The following is a 20542-nucleotide window of genomic DNA, read 5'->3' as shown; positions in this document are numbered from 1 at the left end:
GAATTTGTAGAGAGGAAAGAATGCCCGTGGTGTTTCAATATCGTTTATTTAGCACACCAACAGCATTGTTGAAAACCTTAGTGTTATCCAGTGCTATTGTTGCTACCGTTGTGTTGAGTGGTTGTGCCTCTAAACCTCAAGTGAATAATTCTGCACGTTATGCAACAGCGCCGAATTTTTATACTGTACGTTCAGGTGATACTTTAAGTGGTATCGCTGCACGTTATGGTTTGAGCTATCTCAGCATTGCAGAAATGAATGATATTGCACCGCCGTATCGTATTTATGTCGGGCAGTCGATTCGTTTGAAAGCGGGCAATGCACCACGTACAACAAGCACTCGCCCTGTAACGCAGGCTGCACCAATTCAACGTCAAACAGTCACTTTACCAACGACACCTGCACCGGTAACATCGACTACAACCACGACCACTAGCTCAACAACACCAAGTACACCGGTGCGTAGCAGCACATTGCGCTGGGTGAAACCATCTCAAGGTGCTGTGATTGCACAGTTTAATTTGGCAAGTAATATCAAAGGAATTCGTTACGGTGGCAATGTAGGTGACCCAATTTATGCCGCAGCAGATGGGCAGGTGGTTTATGCTGCAGATGGCTTAAAAGAATATGGAAACTTGATTTTAATCAAGCACATTGATGGTTATATCACCGCCTATGCACATAACAGTAAGATGAATGTGAGCAGTGGTCAAAACGTAACAGCGGGTCAAAAAATTGCAGAAATGGGCTCTTCGGGTGCTACACGTATCATGTTGGAGTTTCAGGTACGCCTAGATGGTAAGCCAATCAATCCGACTAATGTTTTACCAATAAATTAAATTTTGCAAATACAAAACATAAATTTCACCGTATAATACAATAGGTTGCTTTTATCGAAAGATAAGAGCACCTGTATAATTTCAGAGGGAATTTATGTTAGATCAACTTCGAGCAATGGGTGTATTTGCTTGTGTTGTTGAAAAAAGCTCGTTTAGCGGTGCAGCACGTGATTTAGGGATCACCACCAGCGCTGTCAGTCAGCAAATCCGTTCATTAGAACAAGATATGGAAGTCACGCTTCTGCATCGTTCTACTAGAAAACTGAGTTTGACTGAAGCAGGACAAGCTTTTTTCCACAGTTGTCAAGAAATGCTCGCCGCTGCTGAGCGTGGTAAAATACGCATTAATGAGTTAAGAGATGATTTGGTCGGTGATTTAAGAATTGCCACCACTCCAGAATTAGCCACGAACCATGTGATTCCCGCACTTTCTCATTGGCTGTCTGCCCATCGTTGCTTGTCTGTACATCTAGAAACCGACAATCAATACATTGACCTGATTGATGGTCGTATTGATATTGCGCTGCGTATGAGTCCAAAAATTGAAGATCAAAACCAGCATGTGATTCCTATTGCACATATTGACCAAGTTTTAGTTGCATCACCTAGTTATTTAAATCAAACTGCACCCATTTCACGTCCTGAAGATTTAAAACATCATGAGTTAATTCCATTGACCATTATGAAAAATTTTCAGCAACTCAATTTTAAGCATATCAGCACTGCAGAAAGTGTGGATGTAGAGTTGGGCTCGCGTCTATCGACCAATAATGTGTTGGTGTCTAAATCTTTGTGTATGCAAGGGCATGGGCTTGCGCGAATTTTGCATTTGGATATTCAAAAAGATTTGCTTAATGGCAGTTTGGTTGAAATTTTGCCTGAGTGGAAATTACCCGCATTTACCTTGTATGCAATCATTTCCAAACATGAGCAACAACCGATGAAAGTACATCGTTGTTTGGAAGCCTTAAAACAATATTTTTCTCAATTGCCGGGTGGGCGAGTGTTTCAAGAAGCATCTTAATTGAATGTTGATAATATACTGATCGACCATTTAGTTAGCAAAAAGCCGCAGTTCAAACTGCGGCTTTTTGTTAGGGATTTATTTAAGCCAAGAATTTTTTAATCATTGCTACAAGGCGTTCAATCAATTGATCTGCCTGGGCTTGAGTAATATTTAATGTTGGCAATAAACGCACCACAGAACCTGCAGTTACGTTAATAATCATTTTGTATTCATCGCGGGCAATATCGACCAACTCTGCACATGGTTTTGGTAATTCAATACCAATCATCAAGCCAAAACCACGCACGCTTACATTTTGGTCTGCGAGTTGTTGACGCAATTGTTCCACAATGTAGCCACCCATTTTTGCTGCATTTTCTACCAAGTTTTCTTTCTGGATGGTGTCAATAACAGTGTAAACCACGCGTGAACCTAACGCAGTACCACTGTAGGTTGAGCCATGATTACCAGCAGTAAGAACGCCCACACCACGACCTTGAGTCATGACTGCACCAATTGGGAAGCCATTGCCCAAACCTTTCGCTGTAGTCAATACATCAGGCACAATATTGGTGTGCTGATAAGCAAAGAATTTACCTGTACGACCATTTCCTGTTTGTACTTCATCCAGCATCATCAGCCAGTTGTGTTGACTACAAATACGGCGGATGTCTTCTAGGTAGCTAAAGCCTTGTGGTGCAGTATTCACACCGCCTTCACCCTGAATCGGCTCGACTAAAATAGCCACAATATCAGGATGCTGAATCGCAGCTTCTTCAATGGCTTCGACATCACCAAAAGGCACACGAATAAAGCCTTCAACCAAAGGTGCAAAACCTTCCTGAACTTTTTTATTGCCAGTTGCAGACAGGGTAGCCAAAGTACGACCGTGGAAAGAGTGATCTGCAACAATAATTTTAGGATTGGCTACGCCTTGCATATGACCGAATTTACGTGCAATTTTAATTGCACCTTCGTTAGACTCTGCGCCACTGTTTGAAAAAAACACTTCTTCCATGCCAGCAACTTGCGCCAATTTTTGTGCAGCAGCAGTCTGCCACGGCACTTCAAACAAGTTACTGGTGTGAATTAAGGTAGCCGCCTGATCTGCAATGGCTTCGGTAATTGCAGGGTGTGCGTGACCTAAACCACATACGGCAATGCCTGTAAGTGCATCTAAATATTCTGTGCCATCTTCAGTATAAAGATAAGAACCTCGACCGCGGACAAAGCTGATCGGCTGACGGCCAAATACAGGCATCAAATGTGATGGTTGATCAGTTTGCACAGGAGCAAGGGTAATGTTATTCATGACTAACTCTTATCTGTTAGGTTGGAGGGAAAAACTTATATAAGCAAAATCTACTGCAGATGAAAAGCCTAATTGTAAATAAAATTGGATTTATTGCTTTAGACGTACTGTTTTGCTCGGTTTTGGGTATAATGCCACACAGATGAGTTGAGGATTTACCAATGACTGAACAAGTACGCGATACCGAAGCGTTAATTCGTGAACAAATTGCTAAACATGCTGTTCTTCTTTACATGAAAGGCACACCACAATTTCCACAATGCGGTTTTTCTGCGCGCGCAGTAGAAGCACTCAGTCAAATTGGTCGTCCTTTTGCTTATGTGAATATTTTAGAAAATCAGGATATTCGTACCACTTTGCCAAAAATTGCGAACTGGCCAACTTTCCCACAATTGTGGATTAACGGTGAGTTGATTGGTGGTAGCGATATTATGTTGGATATGTTCCAGAAAGGTGAGTTAAAGCCTTTAGTTGAGCAATACAGCCCAGCACCTGTAGCTTAAAGTATTGGACTTGGGTCACACTAGACCAAAGTCATCCATACAAAAAAGTTGATATAAAAAAAGCGCCTTGGCGCTTTTTTTATATCTGGAATTCACTTGAATAGCTGATTTGAATCACTGCACTTAGTTTACCGTAGTACTTTCAGTTGCAAGTTCAGCAGTTTCAGCCGACTCAGCAGTGACTTCATCAGAAGTTGCCGCATCAGATGGTTCAGCCGATTTCTGTTTTTTCTTGGCTTTTTGCGCTTTGTCCTTTTTCTCTGGGTCTTTTTTGTCCTTTTCTTTCTTGGACTTTTTCTTTTTCTTTGGCTCTTCTTCAATTTCAGCACCATCTTCAATGGCTTGCCAATACTCAAGTTGTTCCATCACTGCAGCGTAAATTGAACCTTTACTGTAACGTCCTTTTTTAGTGAGTTTACCCACAGGACGCGCCATTAAAATTTCTAAGGCTTGGTCAATGGTATCAATGGCGTGAATGTGGAACTGACCTTGTTCTACCGCTTCAATCACATCTTTACGCAACATAAGGTGCTGCATATTTTGACGTGGAATAATCACGCCTTGCTTGCCAGTTAAACCTTGCAGTTTGCAGGCATCAAAGAAACCTTCAATTTTTGCATTCACGCCACCAATTGGCTGTACTTGACCAAGTTGGTTCATGGAGCCTGTAATGGCCCAAGATTGGTCAATAGGTAGTTGGCTGATTGCAGAAATCAAAGCAGAAAGCTCTGCCACTGTTGCACTGTCACCATCAACCTGACCATAACTTTGCTCAAAGGCAAGGGCAGCAGAAAAATGTAAAATTTGCTCACGGCCAAAATGTGCTTTGAGGAAACTGGCCATCAACAACACGCCTTTGGCATGTAAAGAACCGCCAAGTTCAACACTGCGTTCAATATCTAAAATATCGCCGCCGCCTTGATAGACTGAGGCGGTTAAGCGCGAAGGTAAGCCAAACTCGACATCGGCATAGTGAATGACCGACAGGGCATTAATTTGCCCCAAACGATGTCCGCGAGTTTCTATTAACTGCGTACCGCGTGATAAATCTTGCCAGTACAGTTCTCTTAAATAGCCTAAGCGATATTTGCGATGATCCAGTGCGGTATTGATATGCTGTTCGGAAACCGTTTTATCGCCCGCCTGTGCCGCATGGTGATGCGATTCACGAATTAAATCCCCCAAGGTGAGGGCATGTAAGGAGAGTGAGCTTTGATCTTCAGCTTGACGGCTTGAGTCAGTAAGTAAAGCTGCCAAAGCAGAACGGTCAAATGGTAATAATTTGTCAGATTGCACATAGTCGGCAATCAGCTGCATATATGCCTGCTCGTTTTCGTCATTACGTTGTAATGTATCGGTAAAGTCGGCACGGATTTTAAACACGCTGCCAAGTTCGGGTTCTAGCTCTAAAATTTCATAATAAATTTCAGGCTCTGCCAGTAAAATCACTTTAATATTTAGTGGAATGGCTTGTGGTTCAATTGAAATGCTGCCTGTTAAAGTTAGCATGTGTTCCAAAGATGAAAGTTTCAATTGCCCCGATTTTAAAGCGCGTTTCAGTCCTTGCCATGCATAAGGCTGTTCCAGTAACTGCTCTGCTTCGAGCATCAAAAAGCCGCCATTGGCTTTATGTAAGCTACCTGCACGAATTAAGGTGAAGTCAGTGGTAATGGTGCCGTTTTGCGTGAGTTGTTCTACATGCCCCAATAAATTGTAATGGGTTGGAAAATCTTCAAAAATAACAGGTACACCGCTGTTGGGTTTGTGCGTCACAATAATATTGGCTTGGTAGCGCGCAGGAATACGGCTAAAGGTGCCAGGACGGAAATCATCTTCTTCCTGTTCTAAAACAAACTCGACATTATTAATAATATCTTCGGCATAGTATTGTAAATATTCAGTCAAACCTTCGACACTAGGATATTTATTTTGAATAATATCAATGCGTGGCATTACCACTTGTTTGGCAATATCACGGTTCAGGTCTTGTACTTTGTCACGTGCGTCATCTTCTAAATCGCCTAAATGCAAACCCAAACGCTCCAGTTTTTTATTCATATAACGAATATTGGACGCAATTTCTGCACGGGTTTTGCTGTCCAAGGCGTTAATATCTTCCTTAGACATTTCCTGCATTTTGTCATTTTTCAGATGCACGGGTACAAAGCAATGTTCATCTTCCTGCGCAATCAGTTTTAAATCGAGTTCTTCACCTTCACTGGTCAGCTCAATTAAGGCTTGTTGCTGTTCATCACCCGCTTGCTGACGAATCATTTCAATGCGGTTGTGATAGGTTTCTGCGGTAAAGCGACGTTCGAGTTGCTTTAAAATAGTTTGCCAAGTTTGATGTAACAAACTTTGAAATTTAGGCGCTTGACCTGCAGGCAGTTGCAAGGCAATCGGTTGGCGCGGGTGTTTGAAATTATTGACATAAACCCAGTCATTCGGTGTGGGCATGCTCTTGGCATGTTGCTGCAGCAAACGCTTGACCATGGTACGTTTGCCCAATCCCGCCGTACCCACTGCAAAAATATTGTAGCCAGAATATGGCAGGGAAATACCTGCTTCCACCGAAGCGCGTGCCCGATCTTGTCCTAAAAAATTATTCAGCGGTTTAATGCGTCGGGTCGAAGCGGGAATGTTATCGTAATTTGGAATATGGGTTAGTTGTGTTGCTTTGAGTCGTGTATTTTCTAAAGTCGTTTGTATTTCGCTTTGTTCAAAGGCAGAGCTGAGAAGCGGTTGTTGTTCATCTTGCGCTGCTGTTGTTGTGTTGGTTGTCATTGATGGGGTGATTTGATCAAGTCTTTGGGTCACTGTAGAAATCCAAAACGAAATATTGCAGTTAGAAGTTTAAAGGTATACAGGTTTAAGCGGAAAATTCAAGCTAAGCCGTAATTTTTACTACAAAATGACAAGGCTGTTGTGGATAATTTCATAAATACTGTTGAAACAGAAGCTATTCCGCGATTGAATAACAACAATTTGACTTGATAGAAAATAATAATCGAATGACCACACAACAGACTGGGCAAACTTCAGCACAAAATACAGGGTGGAAAGCAGCATTTACGGCATTTTTAGACCGTCGTGCGCTGATCATGCTGTTTTTGGGCTTCTCTGCAGGTATTCCAATTTTACTGATTTTTTCCAGTCTATCTTTGTGGTTGGGCGAAGCAGGCATTGATAAAAGTGCGGTCACTTTTTTTAGTTGGGCTGCTCTAGGTTATTCCTTTAAATTTGTTTGGGCACCATTGATTGATGAATTACCCGTACCCTATTTAACCAAAAAACTAGGGCGACGTCGGGCATGGCTGCTCATTGCTCAATGTTTAATAGTCTGTGCAATTGCAGTCATGGCATTTTCTGACCCAGCTTTGGGGCAGGCACATTTATATCAAATGGCATTGGGTGCAGTATTACTAGGCTTTTCTGCAGCCACGCAAGACATTGTGATTGATGCTTACCGTATCGAATTGGCTGAAACTCAAATGCAAACCGTGTTGGCATCGACTTATAACGCGGGCTATCGCATTGGGATGATTGTTGCAGGGGCAGGTGCTTTATTTTTGGCTGCATCTTTAGGTACTGCTAAAGGCAACTATATTTATAGTGCATGGAAAATTACTTATTTGGCGATGGCTGCGGTGATGCTGATTGGCATTATCACGACTTTGGTGATTCGTGAACCGCAAGTGAATCGGGTCAGCAAACATTATCAACGACGCGACTATTTTCGTCTGGTTACGGTGTTTTTTGTTGCGGTATTCAGTTTTGTATTGTGCTACGTCTTTTCGGGTAATTTTACCGAAGCCTTAAAACAACAATTCCAACTCAAAGATGCATTTTTATTATTTTCTATAGAAGCTTTACGTTTTATTGCATCGGGTGCGGCTGCTGTAGGCATGGGCACAATTTTGGTCAAATTGGGCGCAGTCAATAAACAGATGGCATTTGAAACATGGGTGCATCCTGTTGCAGATTTCTTTAAACGCTACGGCATGAAACTGGCACTGGTGTTATTACTCTTGATTGGTTTTTATCGAGTTTCAGACATTATTGCAGGTGTAATTTCCAATGTGTTCTATCAGGATTTGAACTTTAGCAAAGAACAAATTGCCGAAGCGGTTAAGGTTTATGGGGTCATTTTCAGTTTAGTGGGTGGCTTCTTGGGCGGTTTACTGGCACAGCGTATGAACATTATGAAATTAATGTTTGTTGGCGCGGTGTTGGCATCATCCACCAATCTTATTTTTATTGGTCTGGTGAAGTCAGGACAGCAACTGAGCGATGTGCAAGTTTCTGTGGGGCAGCAACAATATCAAACCCAGGCCGATGAAGTTGGATATTGGAAAGTGGCTGTGCCTAGTCAGGTTTTAGCAACACAGGATGAAATTCAGGTACGTGCGCAATACCAAACGGGCGATACGCCGTCACGTTTAGTGTCGATGCCGTATTTGCACCAAACTGAGATTGAAACTGCACAACTCCAGTTTTTACCACTGACTTCGGATAATCGTATTAGCGAAAATGAAGCCAGCAACAGTATTGTCGTACGTGGGCAATATGCAGGGCCTGCCTTAACCGAACAGCAAAAAATTGTACTGCAGCTAGATGGTCAAAATTTTGATGCAAAACTAGATGCACAAGGAATTTTTACGGCAGCGATTGCAGGGCAGCTTTTGGCAGACTCACCAAGTAAACAACTGCAAGCCGTATTATTGAATAGACAGCAAACAGTACAACAACACAGCCAAACCTATCAGGTCGATTTAAACACACATGAAGGCAATGCTTTGGATGTAGATATACAACCTTTGCCGATCGTTCAATCATCTTCAAACAATATGGTTGAAATTCAGGGCAAGGTGATTAAGCCATATAGCACAGCATGGTTATATTTTGCGATTATTGTCGATAACTTGGCTTCAGGTTTAGCGGGCGCGGCTTTTATCGCATTTTTATCCAGTTTAACCAGTGTGTCATTTACTGCTGTGCAATATGCAATTTTTAGCTCACTCATGACCTTGACTCCTAAGATTTTAGGTGGTTATTCAGGTACTATAGTGACCAATATTGGTTATCCAAACTTTTTCCTCATGACCACATTAATTGGAATCCCTATTTTAATTTTAGTGGTGTGGGTGGCGAAATTGTTACGTGACCATCAACACATACAAGCAAAACCGATTGAACAAAAGGATGAATGACATGCGCATGCTGCATACCATGTTACGTGTAGGTAATTTAGAGCAATCATTAAAATTTTATACAGAAGTTTTAGGCATGACTTTGCTGCGTAAGCGTGATTATGAAGAAGGTCGTTTTACCCTTGCTTTTGTAGGCTATGGCGATGAAGAAAATCACACCGTTTTGGAGTTGACGCATAACTGGGATACAGACAGCTATGATTTGGGCAATGGTTATGGTCATATTGCAATTGCGGTAGACGATGCCTACAAAGCATGTGAAGAAATTAAAGCGCGCGGCGGCAATGTGGTACGTGAAGCAGGGCCAATGAAAGGTGGTGTAACTGTCATTGCTTTTGTTGAAGACCCAGATGGTTATAAAGTTGAATTGATTCAGCAAGATCAGAACGCACGTAATAACTAAGTCTTCATCAGTGAAGCAGTAAAAACCAAACCTTTATGGCGCAATAAACTGAATGTTGTTCAGTATTCATTTTGAAAATATTGAACATCGCCTGAAAATGCTCGCTTTTTGAATATTGCTCAGTAATATACCTTTATCGAAAGGTAAAAATTGCTGGGCTTTTTTGCAACAGTAAAAGAATATACAGGATGTGTTTATGTTGAAGTTATTGGCATTGGATCGCTTTACCATTCTTTTGTTTGTGATGGTCATCCTCGCCAGTGTCGTGCCTGTGTCAGGGCAAGCAGCCGAAGTTTTTAGTGTGATTACGACAGTTGCCATTGCAATCTTATTCTTTTTGCATGGGGCGAAATTATCACGTGAAGCTGTCATTCAGGGCATGATGCATTGGAAATTGCATGCGTTGGTATTTACTTTTACCTTTGCGTTATTCCCAATTTTAGGTTTGCTGGCAAAGCCAATTCTAGTGCCAATGCTCGGGCAGGAGCTGTATTGGGGCTTTTTGTTCATGTGCTTTTTGCCTTCAACCGTGCAATCTTCAATTGCCTTTACGTCAGTGGCAAAAGGCAATGTTGCCAGCGCAGTCTGCAGTGCGTCATTCTCTAATTTAATTGGGATGTTTATTACCCCAGTTTTAGTAGGCATCTTTATTTTAGGGCAGTCTGAACACGGTTTTGACCCGACAAATTCGATTATTCAAATTACTTTATTGTTATTGGTGCCATTTATTTTGGGGCAGTTATTACGTCCTTATGTTTTTCCTCAGATGTTGAAATTACCAAAGCTGGTCAAGGTATTTGATCAGGGTTCGATTTTGATGGTGGTTTATGGTGCATTTAGTGGGGCAGTGGTAGCAGGATTGTGGCATCAAGTTAGTGGTATGACTTTATTGCTGTTGATTATTGCTTGTTCCGTGTTATTGACCCTTGTGATGTGGTTGGCGTGGGTTGTGCCGCAATGGTTGGGTTTTGCACGTGAAGACCAAATTGCCGCATTTTTTTGTAGCTCCAAAAAAACCTTAGCCAGTGGTGTACCGATGGCGCAAATTTTATTTATTGGGCAGCCGTTGGGGATGATTGTTTTACCGATCATGATTTTCCATCAAATTCAGTTGATGGTGTGCGGTGTGATAGCCAATTATCTCGAAAAGCAGCCCGATTCGACCGAACCGCAAGAATTAAATTCCTAAGAATAATTAGCTTTAAAATATTTTATTCCGTATAATATTGCCCAACTTGTTGTGCTTAGCTCTGACGGTATCCGTCTCGGTGGGCCAAAAGAATGGTCTGTTGTGGTGTTGGTCTGCTTTTAAAGCATGTCCTCATTTTTTTAATGAGAGTGACCAATTGCGATGACAGCTTAAGCCTTCTTAAATCTTAGGAGTAATCGACGATGCGCGCCGATATTCACCCAAAATATGAAAAATTAGTTGCAACTTGTTCTTGCGGTAACGTAATCGAAACTCGTTCAGCAGTTGGTAAAGAAACTCTTTATCTTGACGTATGTTCTGCATGCCACCCGTTCTACACTGGTAAGCAAAAGAACGTTGACACTGGCGGTCGTATCGACAAGTTCAAACAACGTTTTGCTGGTATGTCACGTTCTATCAAACGTTAATATCCAGTACGAAAAAAACGGGCAATTGCCCGTTTTTTTGTGCCTTAAATTTTAGGGTCTACAAATAGACCCTAATGCACAAGACCTTATTGGTCTTGCACATCAATTAAATGATCGAGTTTTTTCTGGAAATAATCACCCTGAATAAAGCGCGCATCGACATTCCACGCATTCGCAAACAGGTTCATATCATTTAAGTCACGCAATAACACTTCTACAGGTTTAATTTCACTATAAATGCTCAATTGTTCCTGTAATTCTTGCGTCGAGTCATCAGCAGCCAGTTTTTCAGTCAGTGCACTGTGCAAGGTCAAGTAGTGAATATCGACTTGTTTCAAGATAGATTCACTATAAATCGAATGACCAAAATCACGCAGAGAAATTTCAGCGCCGTGCTGACGTAATAAACTGATTTGTTTCTGCGCATCACCTAAGTTTTGGCTGATGTCTTCTTCAGAGAATTGCAAAATTAATGGATGGCTGAGGCGGCTACCAATAATCGTTATCAGTTTAGACACAAACTCAGGGAAGCTGCGGTCTTGTAATAAAACAAATTTGTTTAAATTGATAATCAGCTTCGCTTCAGGATATTGGGTGATGAAGTTGTGCAATTGTTTACAAGCTTCGACCAAAATCCAACGATCCAGTTTAATGGATAATTCTGGGTCTTCAGCCAAATCTATTAAGCCTGTCAGTGATTTCCATTCACTATTGAAAATAAAGCCACTAGTTACTTCATAGGTATATAAATTGGTGTCTTGCTTATCATAAAGTTGTTGATACTTCAGATGAATTTCACCACGATCAAGACTTTGACGTATCGCTGCAATAATCGCAGATTCACTATACGATTGTGGTACAGCTGCAGCAGATTCAATTACATTTAAGTTAGATTCACCAAATGACAAGTCTAAGGTTAAACCTGAGTTATGTTGTTCTTGCTGTTGTGGTAATGCGTTGGCAAAACCTTGGCTAATCAGTTGCTCAAAACTGCTTTCATTTTGAATGTCTGGAGTGAATGGCACATAACCAATACGCAAATTAAGTGGGTAAGTATGTTGATCTACCGTAAGTAATTGCGGTTTCGTGAGTGAATTTAAGCCAATCAGTTTCGATTCTAAAATTGCAGGCGATTCTGCTTGGAACAAACCAACCACTAAACCATTACTCACATTAAATAATGGTACATTGGTCTGTTCTTTTAAAAAATTTTGAATGTTGGTAAAGTAATTTTTTGTGGTTTGCCAGTCGGCTTGGAAAATTGATTCAGGACAGTTCGCCAAAGAAAACACCACCAAAGCATTGGCACTAGAAGGCTGTTTGGCTAAAGTGCGATTTACCAATTGGTATGTGCTTGGTTTTGCCGCTGCTTTGTCTGCTGTCGTTTGAGCAGGGACAGTATTTTGCGCCGTATTTTCAATATCTATGGTGATTTGTATGGCGTCGTCAGCTGCTCCAACAAATTCAATTTTGAGCGGGTTTTGTTTTGCCAGAAGCGGGTTTTGGCTATGAATATCAAAACGGCCGTGTTCAAATTGTCCTTGACTGACTTTCTTAAAGCGGAATTTAAAATCTGTAATATCTTGCGGTTGCAATAAATCCAATAATGGCAAGCCAATAAGGTCATCTTCACTTTTTAAACCAAATAGCTGTAAATATTCAGCATTGGCTTGTGCATGAATTCCTTCCTGAATAATGGCTACTGCTTTGCTACTGTCTTCGACCAACGCCTGAGCTTGTGATTGTGCATTTTCCAGTTCAGTCATAAGTTGTTCTTGTGACTGCTGTAAGCGACTAAAAGACAGTGCGCGAATTAAGCCAAAATAGAAGCGTTCGGGGTAATCTAAATTGATAATGTCATAGATGCCTTTGCGCACATAACTGGTGTATTGCGTGGCATCGTAATCGTCTGGTTTGAGCAAAAGTAGCGGTAAATTTGGTTGCTGTGATGCACGAATTAAAGTGAGTGCCTGATCGACTTTTAGGTCATAAGCACGACCAAAGATCACCAAATCCCAAGTTAAATGTAATTGTTTTTCAAAGTTTTTAATGTCATCTAATAGATAAGCCTGAACACGGTGCTCATTTGCAGTGAGTTGTTCACAAATTTGATTAAAACGTATTTGGTTGTCATCGATTATGAGTAAACGTGTTTCGGTACGTTTGAGCTTTTTAGACAATAATGGATTTCTCACTTTAATGCTTCCCATAAATCGTGATTTTTAACTTCATTCACTTGTTTCTGAATAAAACCATCAAGTAAAGGCTGTTGTTGGTCATTCAACAACTCAAAATCAAAGCGCATAAAGCTTTGGGTAATCAATAACGGCTTAATTAAGAACACTTTTAGTTCTTCTTCACCTAAACGTAGCTGTACGGTTTGTTTGTCACGTAATAATTGCAGACTTGGCAAAATCAATGAGGTATTGACTTCATTGACCTGCGTACTTTGTACCAATAATGCTGGATGATAATGTCCTGTATGCCGATCTGTTTTAACAAAAACAGCACAAGGGTAAATATCTTGGGTTAAAATTTCCAAGCCAAGTTCTAAGCTTTTTTCAGCAGATTGTTTAATCCAGCGAATGACACCACCACGCCACGGACTTTGGCTATTTTCCTGAACCAGAATAAATTCACCTGTTTTAAGGTTTTTCGGTGTTTCACCCGTCCATTTAATACGATAGCCGTTGACACTAATATCTAAAACATCGGCATTGTAAATTTGTTTGGCTTCACGGTCTAAGGTTTTAACAGCGCTAATATCTACCGTAGAGTTGGTATGCATGGCATTGATAAACTGGCTTTCATTCTGGAATTGGTAGTTATCGCCCAAAGCCAGCGTTTCATTGAAGTTTTTACCATTAGACAGATAAAAATGTGCCACAGTCAAACCAAAGCAAATTTTAATCCGTGCCGAATATTCATAACGCTCATGCACACGTTCTGCTGTATTGGTCAAAATATTGTGCAAATGGAAATGCAAAGCAGGGGTTAAGAATAGCTTTTCATTGCGTGATAAATGTTCACCTTTACGACCTTGAACTTCATTTAAATGATCGAGTAGGGGTTGAGTTGCAATAAAAATATTGGCATGAAAACCTTGGCTTTGGTGCGTATTGTAAATAGGTGGATGATCTTTGCTTGCATCGACCACATAACGTGAAAGCGTCGTTTCTTTGGGTAAAACTTGAATCAGTTTTGCCCAATCAAAGCTACAGAGATATAAGCCTTGAATTTCTGCAGGTCGAATTTGATGGGTATTGAAAATTTCCAATAAAATCAGCTGTGCATAGGCTTGAGCAATATTAATCAGTTGATGTTGTGTGCCTTGTAACTGATTAATATTATTTAAATAATAATGTTGTTGAATGGCTGTATCTAAAAGTTGGTGTGCAATTAACCACTGATTTGGCAAGGCGTGGCTATAAAGCATGTGTTGTTGATAGCGCAGTAGAGCTAATTGTTGTAAAGCATAATAGCTAGATAGAACTCGTGCAGTTTGTAAGTTCTTTTTTAAATTAAAGGCAAATAAAGAAAATTTTTGTTGGGTGAGTTGTTGGTGGCTACGTCGGGAAATATTAATATAGACTTTGGCGAAATGACTGCGTAATAACAGCGCGAGTTCAATAATATGATCGTTGCGGTCATTACTAATCAAAGCCTGGTTGAAAAAATGCTTTTCCAGACTGGTAAGCACATTTTCAAGTGTCGGATGAATAGCTTGAATTAAGTCAAAACGTAATGTTTCCTGACATTTCAGTTCTGAAATTTCTAAAAGTGCATTAAATAGAGCTTGGGAAGAATCACCCAATTGTAAAATGGATAAATCCGCTGCCCATGCCTGAATGCTTTTAACCGTATTTTGACAAAAACTCAATTGCTCCAGCTTTAGTTCGCTGGGAACTAGAAAAAGATCTGAAGTATTCATATTCATGATTGTTATTTAACTCAATAAGTTGAAACCCCAAAAAGCGGTGTCTTGTTTTTTTCGCCCGCAATTTCCCTAACGAGTTTAGGAACTAAATAGCCGGGTAAGTTCGCTAAAAGCTCTTTATAGATGTGATCAATGTCTTGCGGCATTAAATCAAAATGATGCGCTCCTTTTACTTTATCTAACACGTGTAAATAGTAAGGCATCACCCCTGCATCAAAAAGACGATAGCTTAAATCGACCAAGACCTGAGCAGAATTATTGACCCCATTTAATAAGACTGCTTGATTCAGAACGGTGATGTTTTGTTCGACTAACTTGGCAAGTTGCGAACAGGTAAAGTCATCTAATTCTGATGCGTGGTTCGAGTGTACCACTAGAATAATACGCAGCCTACTATTTTTTAGTAAGGAAATCAGCGATTCATCGACACGGTTGGGAATAACAATCGGAACTCGTGAATGAATTCTCAAAAATTTTATTTGCGGAATAGACGCCAATCGCTCAATCCAGATATTTAATTTACGATTTGACAAAGTGAGCGGGTCGCCACCACTTAAAATCACTTCATTAATATCGGGCTGATTTTCAATGTAATTACGGATATTGTCCCAGTCTTCAGTTTTTGGCAGATTTTCCTGATAAGGAAAGTGCCTGCGGAAACAATAACGACAATGTACTGCGCAAGCACCAGTCAAGGTCAGCAAAAAGCGTGATTTATATTTGTGTAGGACTCCAGGTTGTTGATTGGCTTGTTCCTCACCCAAAGGGTCGGTCACAAATCCAGGATGATCTTCCAGTTCTAAATGATGTGGCAGAACCTGTAACAGTAAAGGATCGAGTGGATTGCCTTTTTGCATTTTGGCCACAAATGCACGCGGGATACGCAATTTAAACTGATTGGATGCCAGTAAAGCACCTGACAGCAACTGCTGTTCAGACAGCTCTAAAATATTTAACAATTCGCGTGGGTCGGTGATCAAGTCACTGAGTTGAGATTGCCAGTTTTGTTCTTGGTACAGGTAGTTGATCATGCCAGAAAAGATTTAAATATGAGGTGAAAGGAACCAAGTACACATCTATTTAGCGTAGATGAATTCTTTGTTCATTGAGCGTGAATGCCGCGAATGATTAATCGCTTTGAATCAGAATCATTACAAAACAGCTGATTTTACCGATATCTTGAGGTGATCGGTAGTGGATTTTCATTGCTTCGTTATGGCTTGCTCATTTACAATACGTCCGATGAAAAAAGATGTTGCAAGATGGCGAGCATCGCAAAGCTGCGTTGGTCATTTGCTTTGTAACATAAATAGTTAAGTTAGTCAGTTTGGAGTGTGCCAGTCATGGCCTATTATTCTACGAATGATTTCAAGTCAGGCCTTAAGGTTATGCTTGATGGTAACCCATGTTCAATCATGGAAAATGAATATGTAAAGCCAGGTAAAGGTCAAGCGTTTAACCGCGTAAAACTTCGTAACCTTCGTTCTGGTAAAGTTTTAGAAAAAACATTTAAGTCTGGTGATTCACTAGAAGCAGCTGACATTGTAGAAGTAGAAATGGAATACCTCTACAACGATGGCGAAATGTGGAACTTCATGGATCCTGTATCTTTTGAGCAAATTGCTGCTGACAAAACCGCAATGGGCGATGCTGCAAAATGGTTAAAAGATGATTCAAACGAAAAATGTACCATTATGTTGTTTAACGGTGTGCCTTTAACTGTAAACGCACCAAACTTCGTGGTATTAAAAATTGTCGAAACTGATCCGGGTGTACGTGGCGATACTTCTGGTGGTGGCGGTAAACCAGCGAAATTAGAAACAGGTGCAGTGGTACGTGTTCCTTTATTCGTACAGCAAGAAGAAAGCGTTCGTGTAGATACACGTACAGGTGAATACCTAGAACGCGCATAATGATTTATTGATAAATCATAAGTAAAAGAGGGGGATGATTCGCGTCATCCCCCTTTTTTGTTGATTTGATTATGTGGTAAAAGAATAGGTGAAAAGTATAGGAAACTGTTGGTGCTCCATTTAAGTGTACGGTAGCGCACACTATGGATGTAAGGGTAGCAGACATCAAAATAAAAGGAGCAGGATCAACCAAGGATTTAGGAATTAAAGCTACATCTCGACAATAAAAGTAACGCTTAAAAAATGTAACAAGAAGAGAGATTGACATGGAAACAGTTCAACCGAAGTCAGGTCTGACTTCAAAAATTATATGGCTTTTGGTCGCTATATTGGGTGCAGTATCTTTTGGGATATTGGCAGTCAGTAGAGGCGAACACGTCAATGCAGTCTGGTTAGTTTTAGCTGCGGTCTGTGTCTATAGCATTGCATACCGCTTCTACAGTTTATTTATTGCCACCAAAGTATTTGAGTTAAATGAGCGACGCTTAACGCCCGCACATCGTTTGGCTGACGGTTTAGATTATGTGCCCACCAATAAAAGTGTGTTATTTGGTCACCACTTTGCCGCGATTGCAGGTGCAGGCCCTTTAGTTGGGCCTATTCTTGCAGCACAAATGGGTTATTTACCCGGCACGATCTGGCTTTTAGTCGGGGTGGTGTTGGCAGGTGCAGTCCAAGACTTTTTGGTTTTGTTTATTTCTACACGTCGTGATGGGCGTTCTTTGGGAGAAATGGCAAAACAAGAGTTGGGTTCATTTGCTGGTGTGATTGTCATGCTGGGTGCGCTGGGCGTGATGGTGATTATTCTTGCCGTACTCGCTTTGGTTGTCGTGAAAGCTTTAACCAATAGTCCGTGGGGCGTATTTAGTATTGCAGCCACCATCCCAATTGCGATTTTCATGGGCATTTATATGCGTTTTATTCGCCCGGGGAAAATTGCTGAGGTTTCCATTATTGGTTTTGTCCTGATGATGATGGGTATTATTTATGGTGAAAATGTTGCACAGCATCCATTCTGGGGGCCTTTATTTACTTTAAGTGGCACAGAATTAACGTGGTGTTTAATTGCCTACGGTTTTATTGCTTCAGTTTTGCCAGTGTGGTTGTTATTGGCGCCACGTGATTATTTATCGACGTTCTTAAAAATTGGTGTTATTGCGGGTTTGGCTGTCGGGATTGTGTTTGCAATGCCTGAAATGAAGATGCCTGCGGTGACCCATTTTATTGATGGTACAGGGCCAGTATTTGCGGGTTCATTGTTCCCATTCTTATTTATTACCATTGCCTGCGGTGCGATTTCAGGTTTCCACGCCTTAGTGTCTTCAGGTACGACGCCAAAACTAGTCAATAACGAAAAAGACATTCGGATGATTGGTTATGGCGGCATGTTGATGGAGTCTTTCGTGGCAATCATGGCAATGATTTGTGCCACGGTGCTAGACCCAGGCGTGTACTTTGCCATTAATGCACCCACTGCAGTTTTAGGTACAACGGTGGAAAGTGCAGCAGAAGCGGTACGAAATTTAGGCTTTGTAGTGACTCCTGAGGCTTTAACCATTTTGGCAAAAGAAGTCGGTGAAAGCTCGATTCTGTCACGTACGGGTGGTGCGCCAACGTTTGCAATTGGTATGGCACATATCATCACCGAGATTTTTAATAACCGCTCAATGATGGCATTCTGGTATCACTTTGCCATTTTATTTGAAGCCTTATTTATTTTAACTGCAGTAGATGCAGGCACACGTGCTTGCCGTTTTATGGTGCAAGATACTGTAGGTATTGTTATTCCTGCAGTGAAAAATTCACATAACTTCTTTGGTAACTTGCTTGGCACAGCAGTTGCGGTGGCTGGTTGGGGCTTCTTCGTCTATCAAGGCGTGGTCGATCCTTTAGGCGGTATTAATAGCTTATGGCCTCTATTTGGTATTGGTAACCAAATTTTGGCAGCGATGGCGCTCATTTTAGGTACAGTGATTCTGTTTAAAATGAAAAAAGAAAAATATGTTTGGGTGACGATTATCCCTACAGTTTTCTTGTTCATTACTTCAATGACTGCAGGTTGGCAAAAGATTTTCCACGACAATCCCAAAATTGGTTTCTTGGCGCAAGCAGATCGTTTCAATGCTGCAATTCAACGCAATGAAATTTTAGCACCTGCAAAAACAGTGACTGAAATGCAAACCATTGTCATGTCCAATCAAATTAATGCCGTGTTATGTGGTTTCTTTATGATTGTGGCATTTGTGATGTTGTTCGCTGCCATTGGGGTGATTCGTCGTGCCTTGGCAAGTCCAACACCAACTGTACATGAAGCTGAAGCGATTTATCGTGATCCTGAAACGATTCAGCCGAATAGTGGTCATTAGGAGTGAGCACATGATTAAGCTTAAATTTGCCCAACAGAGTAAAACGGTGATTTACAACATCATTAAAATGACCATCATGTCGCAAAAGGATTTGATTCTGAATCCGAAAAACTGGTCGCGTATCGCTACTTTATGGCAGCGTTTGCAACAAAGTTTTCGTTTAATGGTCGGTGTACCCGATTATCAGAATTATTTGGAACACATGCGTAAGCATCATCCAGATTTAGAAGCCATGGATCCGAAGACTTTTTATCGCTACTGTGTCGATGCGCGTTATCCATCGGCAAAAGGTGGTTTGAAAAAGTGTCCGTGTTAATCCCGTATCACGATGGAAACGTATAGAGATACGAGCTGTTTAAAACTTACTTTTTTAGGCAGTTTAGAATATCTCGAGGATTTCTTTGGAAATTTAGCAAAACGGTGTATGTTTAAACATGCGCCGTTTTTTATTGGGGATAAGGGGATTTACTGTGATTTGGGGTACAGAAAAAGTTCAAAAACAACAACTGACGCAAGCGCAGCAACAGCTCAATGCACAGATTGAATCTTATGCGGGTAAAATTCAGGCTTTTTTGACTGAAATTAACACCATTATTTTAGATAAAGAACAGCAGACCAAATTGGCGTTAAGTTGTTTGTTGGCGGGCGGGCATGTGCTTTTTGAAGATTTACCCGGATTAGGCAAAACCACCTTATCGAGTGCTTTATCGCACTTGGCGGGTCTGCAATTTCAGCGCATTCAGTTTACCAATGACATGCTGGCCAGTGATGTGATTGGCGTGAATATGTTTAATCAAAAAGAACATCAATTTGAATTTAAGCAAGGCCCTATTTTTACCCAAATTTTATTGGCAGATGAAATTAACCGTTGTTCACCTAAAACCCAAAGTGCCTTGTTGGAAGCGATGGAGGAAGGTGCTGTTACGGTGGATGGTGTGCGTTATAGCTTGCCGCAACCTTTTTGGGTGATTGCCACACAAAATCCACTGTTTCAAAGTGGTACTTATGCGCTGCCAGAATCACAGCTTGATCGTTTTTTAATGCGTCTGTCTTTGGGTTATCCATCGCGTTTTGCTGAAAAAATGTTGCTGCAACAAAACTCCAGACATGCGCTGATTGCCAGTTTGGCCCATATTTTTACTGAAACAGAAATTTTAAATTTACAGCAATTGGTCACGGAAATTTATGTGTCAGATACCGCGCTAGATTACTTACTCGACTTAGCCACAGAAACCCGTAAAGCGCGTCACGGATTATCTACCCGTGGTGTTTTGGCATTGAAAAAAGCAGCACAAGCACATGCTCTAATTGAGCAACGTAGTTTTGTCACTGCCGATGATATTCAAGCGGTATTTGTGGCAGTTGCTGCACATCGTATTGGATTGAGTGAGGCAGAAACTTTGTATGTGATGCAACAGGTTAAAGTGAGTTAGTAC

General features: G+C 41.0%; 16 protein-coding genes. 11 read left to right on the top strand and 5 right to left on the bottom strand.

The features are described from left to right. Positions 1-20: 20 nt before the first annotated feature. Entirely contained in the window at positions 21-839 is an 819-nt protein-coding gene (locus F947_RS02160) for a peptidoglycan DD-metalloendopeptidase family protein (protein ID WP_004971638.1), read from the top strand. 94 nt (positions 840-933) lie between these two features. Continuing rightward, positions 934-1863, top strand: coding sequence for a LysR family transcriptional regulator (locus F947_RS02155; RefSeq protein WP_004971637.1), 930 nt, complete (start codon positions 934-936; stop codon positions 1861-1863). Positions 1864-1945: 82 nt separating this feature from the next. Here F947_RS02155 and F947_RS02150 read toward each other — a convergent pair whose 3' ends face one another. Then, positions 1946-3157, bottom strand: a complete 1212-nt coding sequence (locus F947_RS02150) for an aspartate aminotransferase family protein (protein ID WP_004971636.1) — start codon at positions 3155-3157, stop codon at positions 1946-1948. 161 nt (positions 3158-3318) lie between these two features. Here F947_RS02150 and grxD point away from each other — a divergent pair, with 161 nt between their 5' ends. Further along, entirely contained in the window at positions 3319-3660 is a 342-nt protein-coding gene (gene grxD, locus F947_RS02145; protein WP_004971633.1) for a Grx4 family monothiol glutaredoxin, read from the top strand. A gap of 123 nt (positions 3661-3783) precedes the next feature. On the opposite strand, the gene F947_RS02140 is transcribed toward grxD, so the two are convergent. Beyond that, entirely contained in the window at positions 3784-6477 is a 2694-nt protein-coding gene (locus tag F947_RS02140; RefSeq protein WP_004971630.1) for a Lon protease family protein, read from the bottom strand. A 194-nt stretch (positions 6478-6671) separates the two neighbouring features. On the opposite strand from F947_RS02140, the gene F947_RS02135 reads away from it, so the two are divergent. The 4 genes from F947_RS02135 to rpmE all read left to right on the top strand — a co-directional run bounded on the left by F947_RS02135 (position 6672) and on the right by rpmE (position 10890). Next, the gene (locus F947_RS02135) at positions 6672-8870 is read left to right on the top strand and encodes an AmpG family muropeptide MFS transporter (protein ID WP_004971628.1); all 2199 of its coding nucleotides are present in this window, start codon (positions 6672-6674) and stop codon (positions 8868-8870) included. Between the two features lies 1 nt (position 8871). Continuing rightward, positions 8872-9273 (top strand): lactoylglutathione lyase, encoded by a 402-nt coding sequence (gloA, locus tag F947_RS02130; RefSeq protein WP_004971627.1) that lies wholly within the window; start codon positions 8872-8874, stop codon positions 9271-9273. A gap of 190 nt (positions 9274-9463) precedes the next feature. Beyond that, positions 9464-10462: a bile acid:sodium symporter family protein gene (locus F947_RS02125; RefSeq protein WP_171062555.1), complete on the top strand. Its 999-nt coding sequence runs from the start codon at positions 9464-9466 to the stop codon at positions 10460-10462. Positions 10463-10665: 203 nt separating this feature from the next. Then, positions 10666-10890 carry a 50S ribosomal protein L31 gene (rpmE, locus tag F947_RS02120; protein ID WP_004971624.1) on the top strand — a complete coding sequence of 75 codons (225 nt, stop codon included), beginning with the start codon at positions 10666-10668 and terminating at the stop codon, positions 10888-10890. Between the two features lie 86 nt (positions 10891-10976). Here the strand turns inward: rpmE and F947_RS02115 are convergent, their stop codons facing one another. Genes F947_RS02115 through epmB form a run of 3 tightly spaced genes read right to left on the bottom strand, consistent with a single transcriptional unit; the run spans position 10977 to position 15858 of the window. After that, positions 10977-13100 (bottom strand): EAL domain-containing protein, encoded by a 2124-nt coding sequence (locus tag F947_RS02115; protein ID WP_004971622.1) that lies wholly within the window; start codon positions 13098-13100, stop codon positions 10977-10979. Next, complete coding sequence (locus F947_RS02110; RefSeq protein ID WP_004971620.1) at positions 13082-14827, bottom strand: hypothetical protein; 1746 nt, start codon at positions 14825-14827, stop codon at positions 13082-13084. Before F947_RS02110 ends, F947_RS02115 begins: the two co-directional genes overlap by 19 nt. A gap of 14 nt (positions 14828-14841) precedes the next feature. Then, complete coding sequence (epmB, locus tag F947_RS02105; RefSeq protein ID WP_004971618.1) at positions 14842-15858, bottom strand: EF-P beta-lysylation protein EpmB; 1017 nt, start codon at positions 15856-15858, stop codon at positions 14842-14844. Between the two features lie 312 nt (positions 15859-16170). On the opposite strand from epmB, the gene efp reads away from it, so the two are divergent. The 4 genes from efp (at position 16171) to F947_RS02085 (ending at position 20539) form a co-directional block, all read left to right on the top strand. Continuing rightward, positions 16171-16740 (top strand): elongation factor P, encoded by a 570-nt coding sequence (gene efp / locus F947_RS02100; protein ID WP_004971615.1) that lies wholly within the window; start codon positions 16171-16173, stop codon positions 16738-16740. A gap of 266 nt (positions 16741-17006) precedes the next feature. Next, positions 17007-19106, top strand: a complete 2100-nt coding sequence (locus F947_RS02095; RefSeq protein WP_004971612.1) for a carbon starvation CstA family protein — start codon at positions 17007-17009, stop codon at positions 19104-19106. A 10-nt stretch (positions 19107-19116) separates the two neighbouring features. Then, entirely contained in the window at positions 19117-19422 is a 306-nt protein-coding gene (locus tag F947_RS02090; RefSeq protein ID WP_004971610.1) for a YbdD/YjiX family protein, read from the top strand. Positions 19423-19579: 157 nt separating this feature from the next. Continuing rightward, the gene (locus tag F947_RS02085) at positions 19580-20539 is read left to right on the top strand and encodes an AAA family ATPase (RefSeq protein WP_096901148.1); all 960 of its coding nucleotides are present in this window, start codon (positions 19580-19582) and stop codon (positions 20537-20539) included. Positions 20540-20542 lie beyond the last annotated feature (3 nt).

Source organism: Acinetobacter towneri DSM 14962 = CIP 107472 (assembly GCF_000368785.1).
Taxonomy (GTDB): domain Bacteria; phylum Pseudomonadota; class Gammaproteobacteria; order Pseudomonadales; family Moraxellaceae; genus Acinetobacter; species Acinetobacter towneri.
Note: the sequence above shows the minus strand (reverse complement) of the source record. Positions and strands in the feature narration are given on the sequence as shown.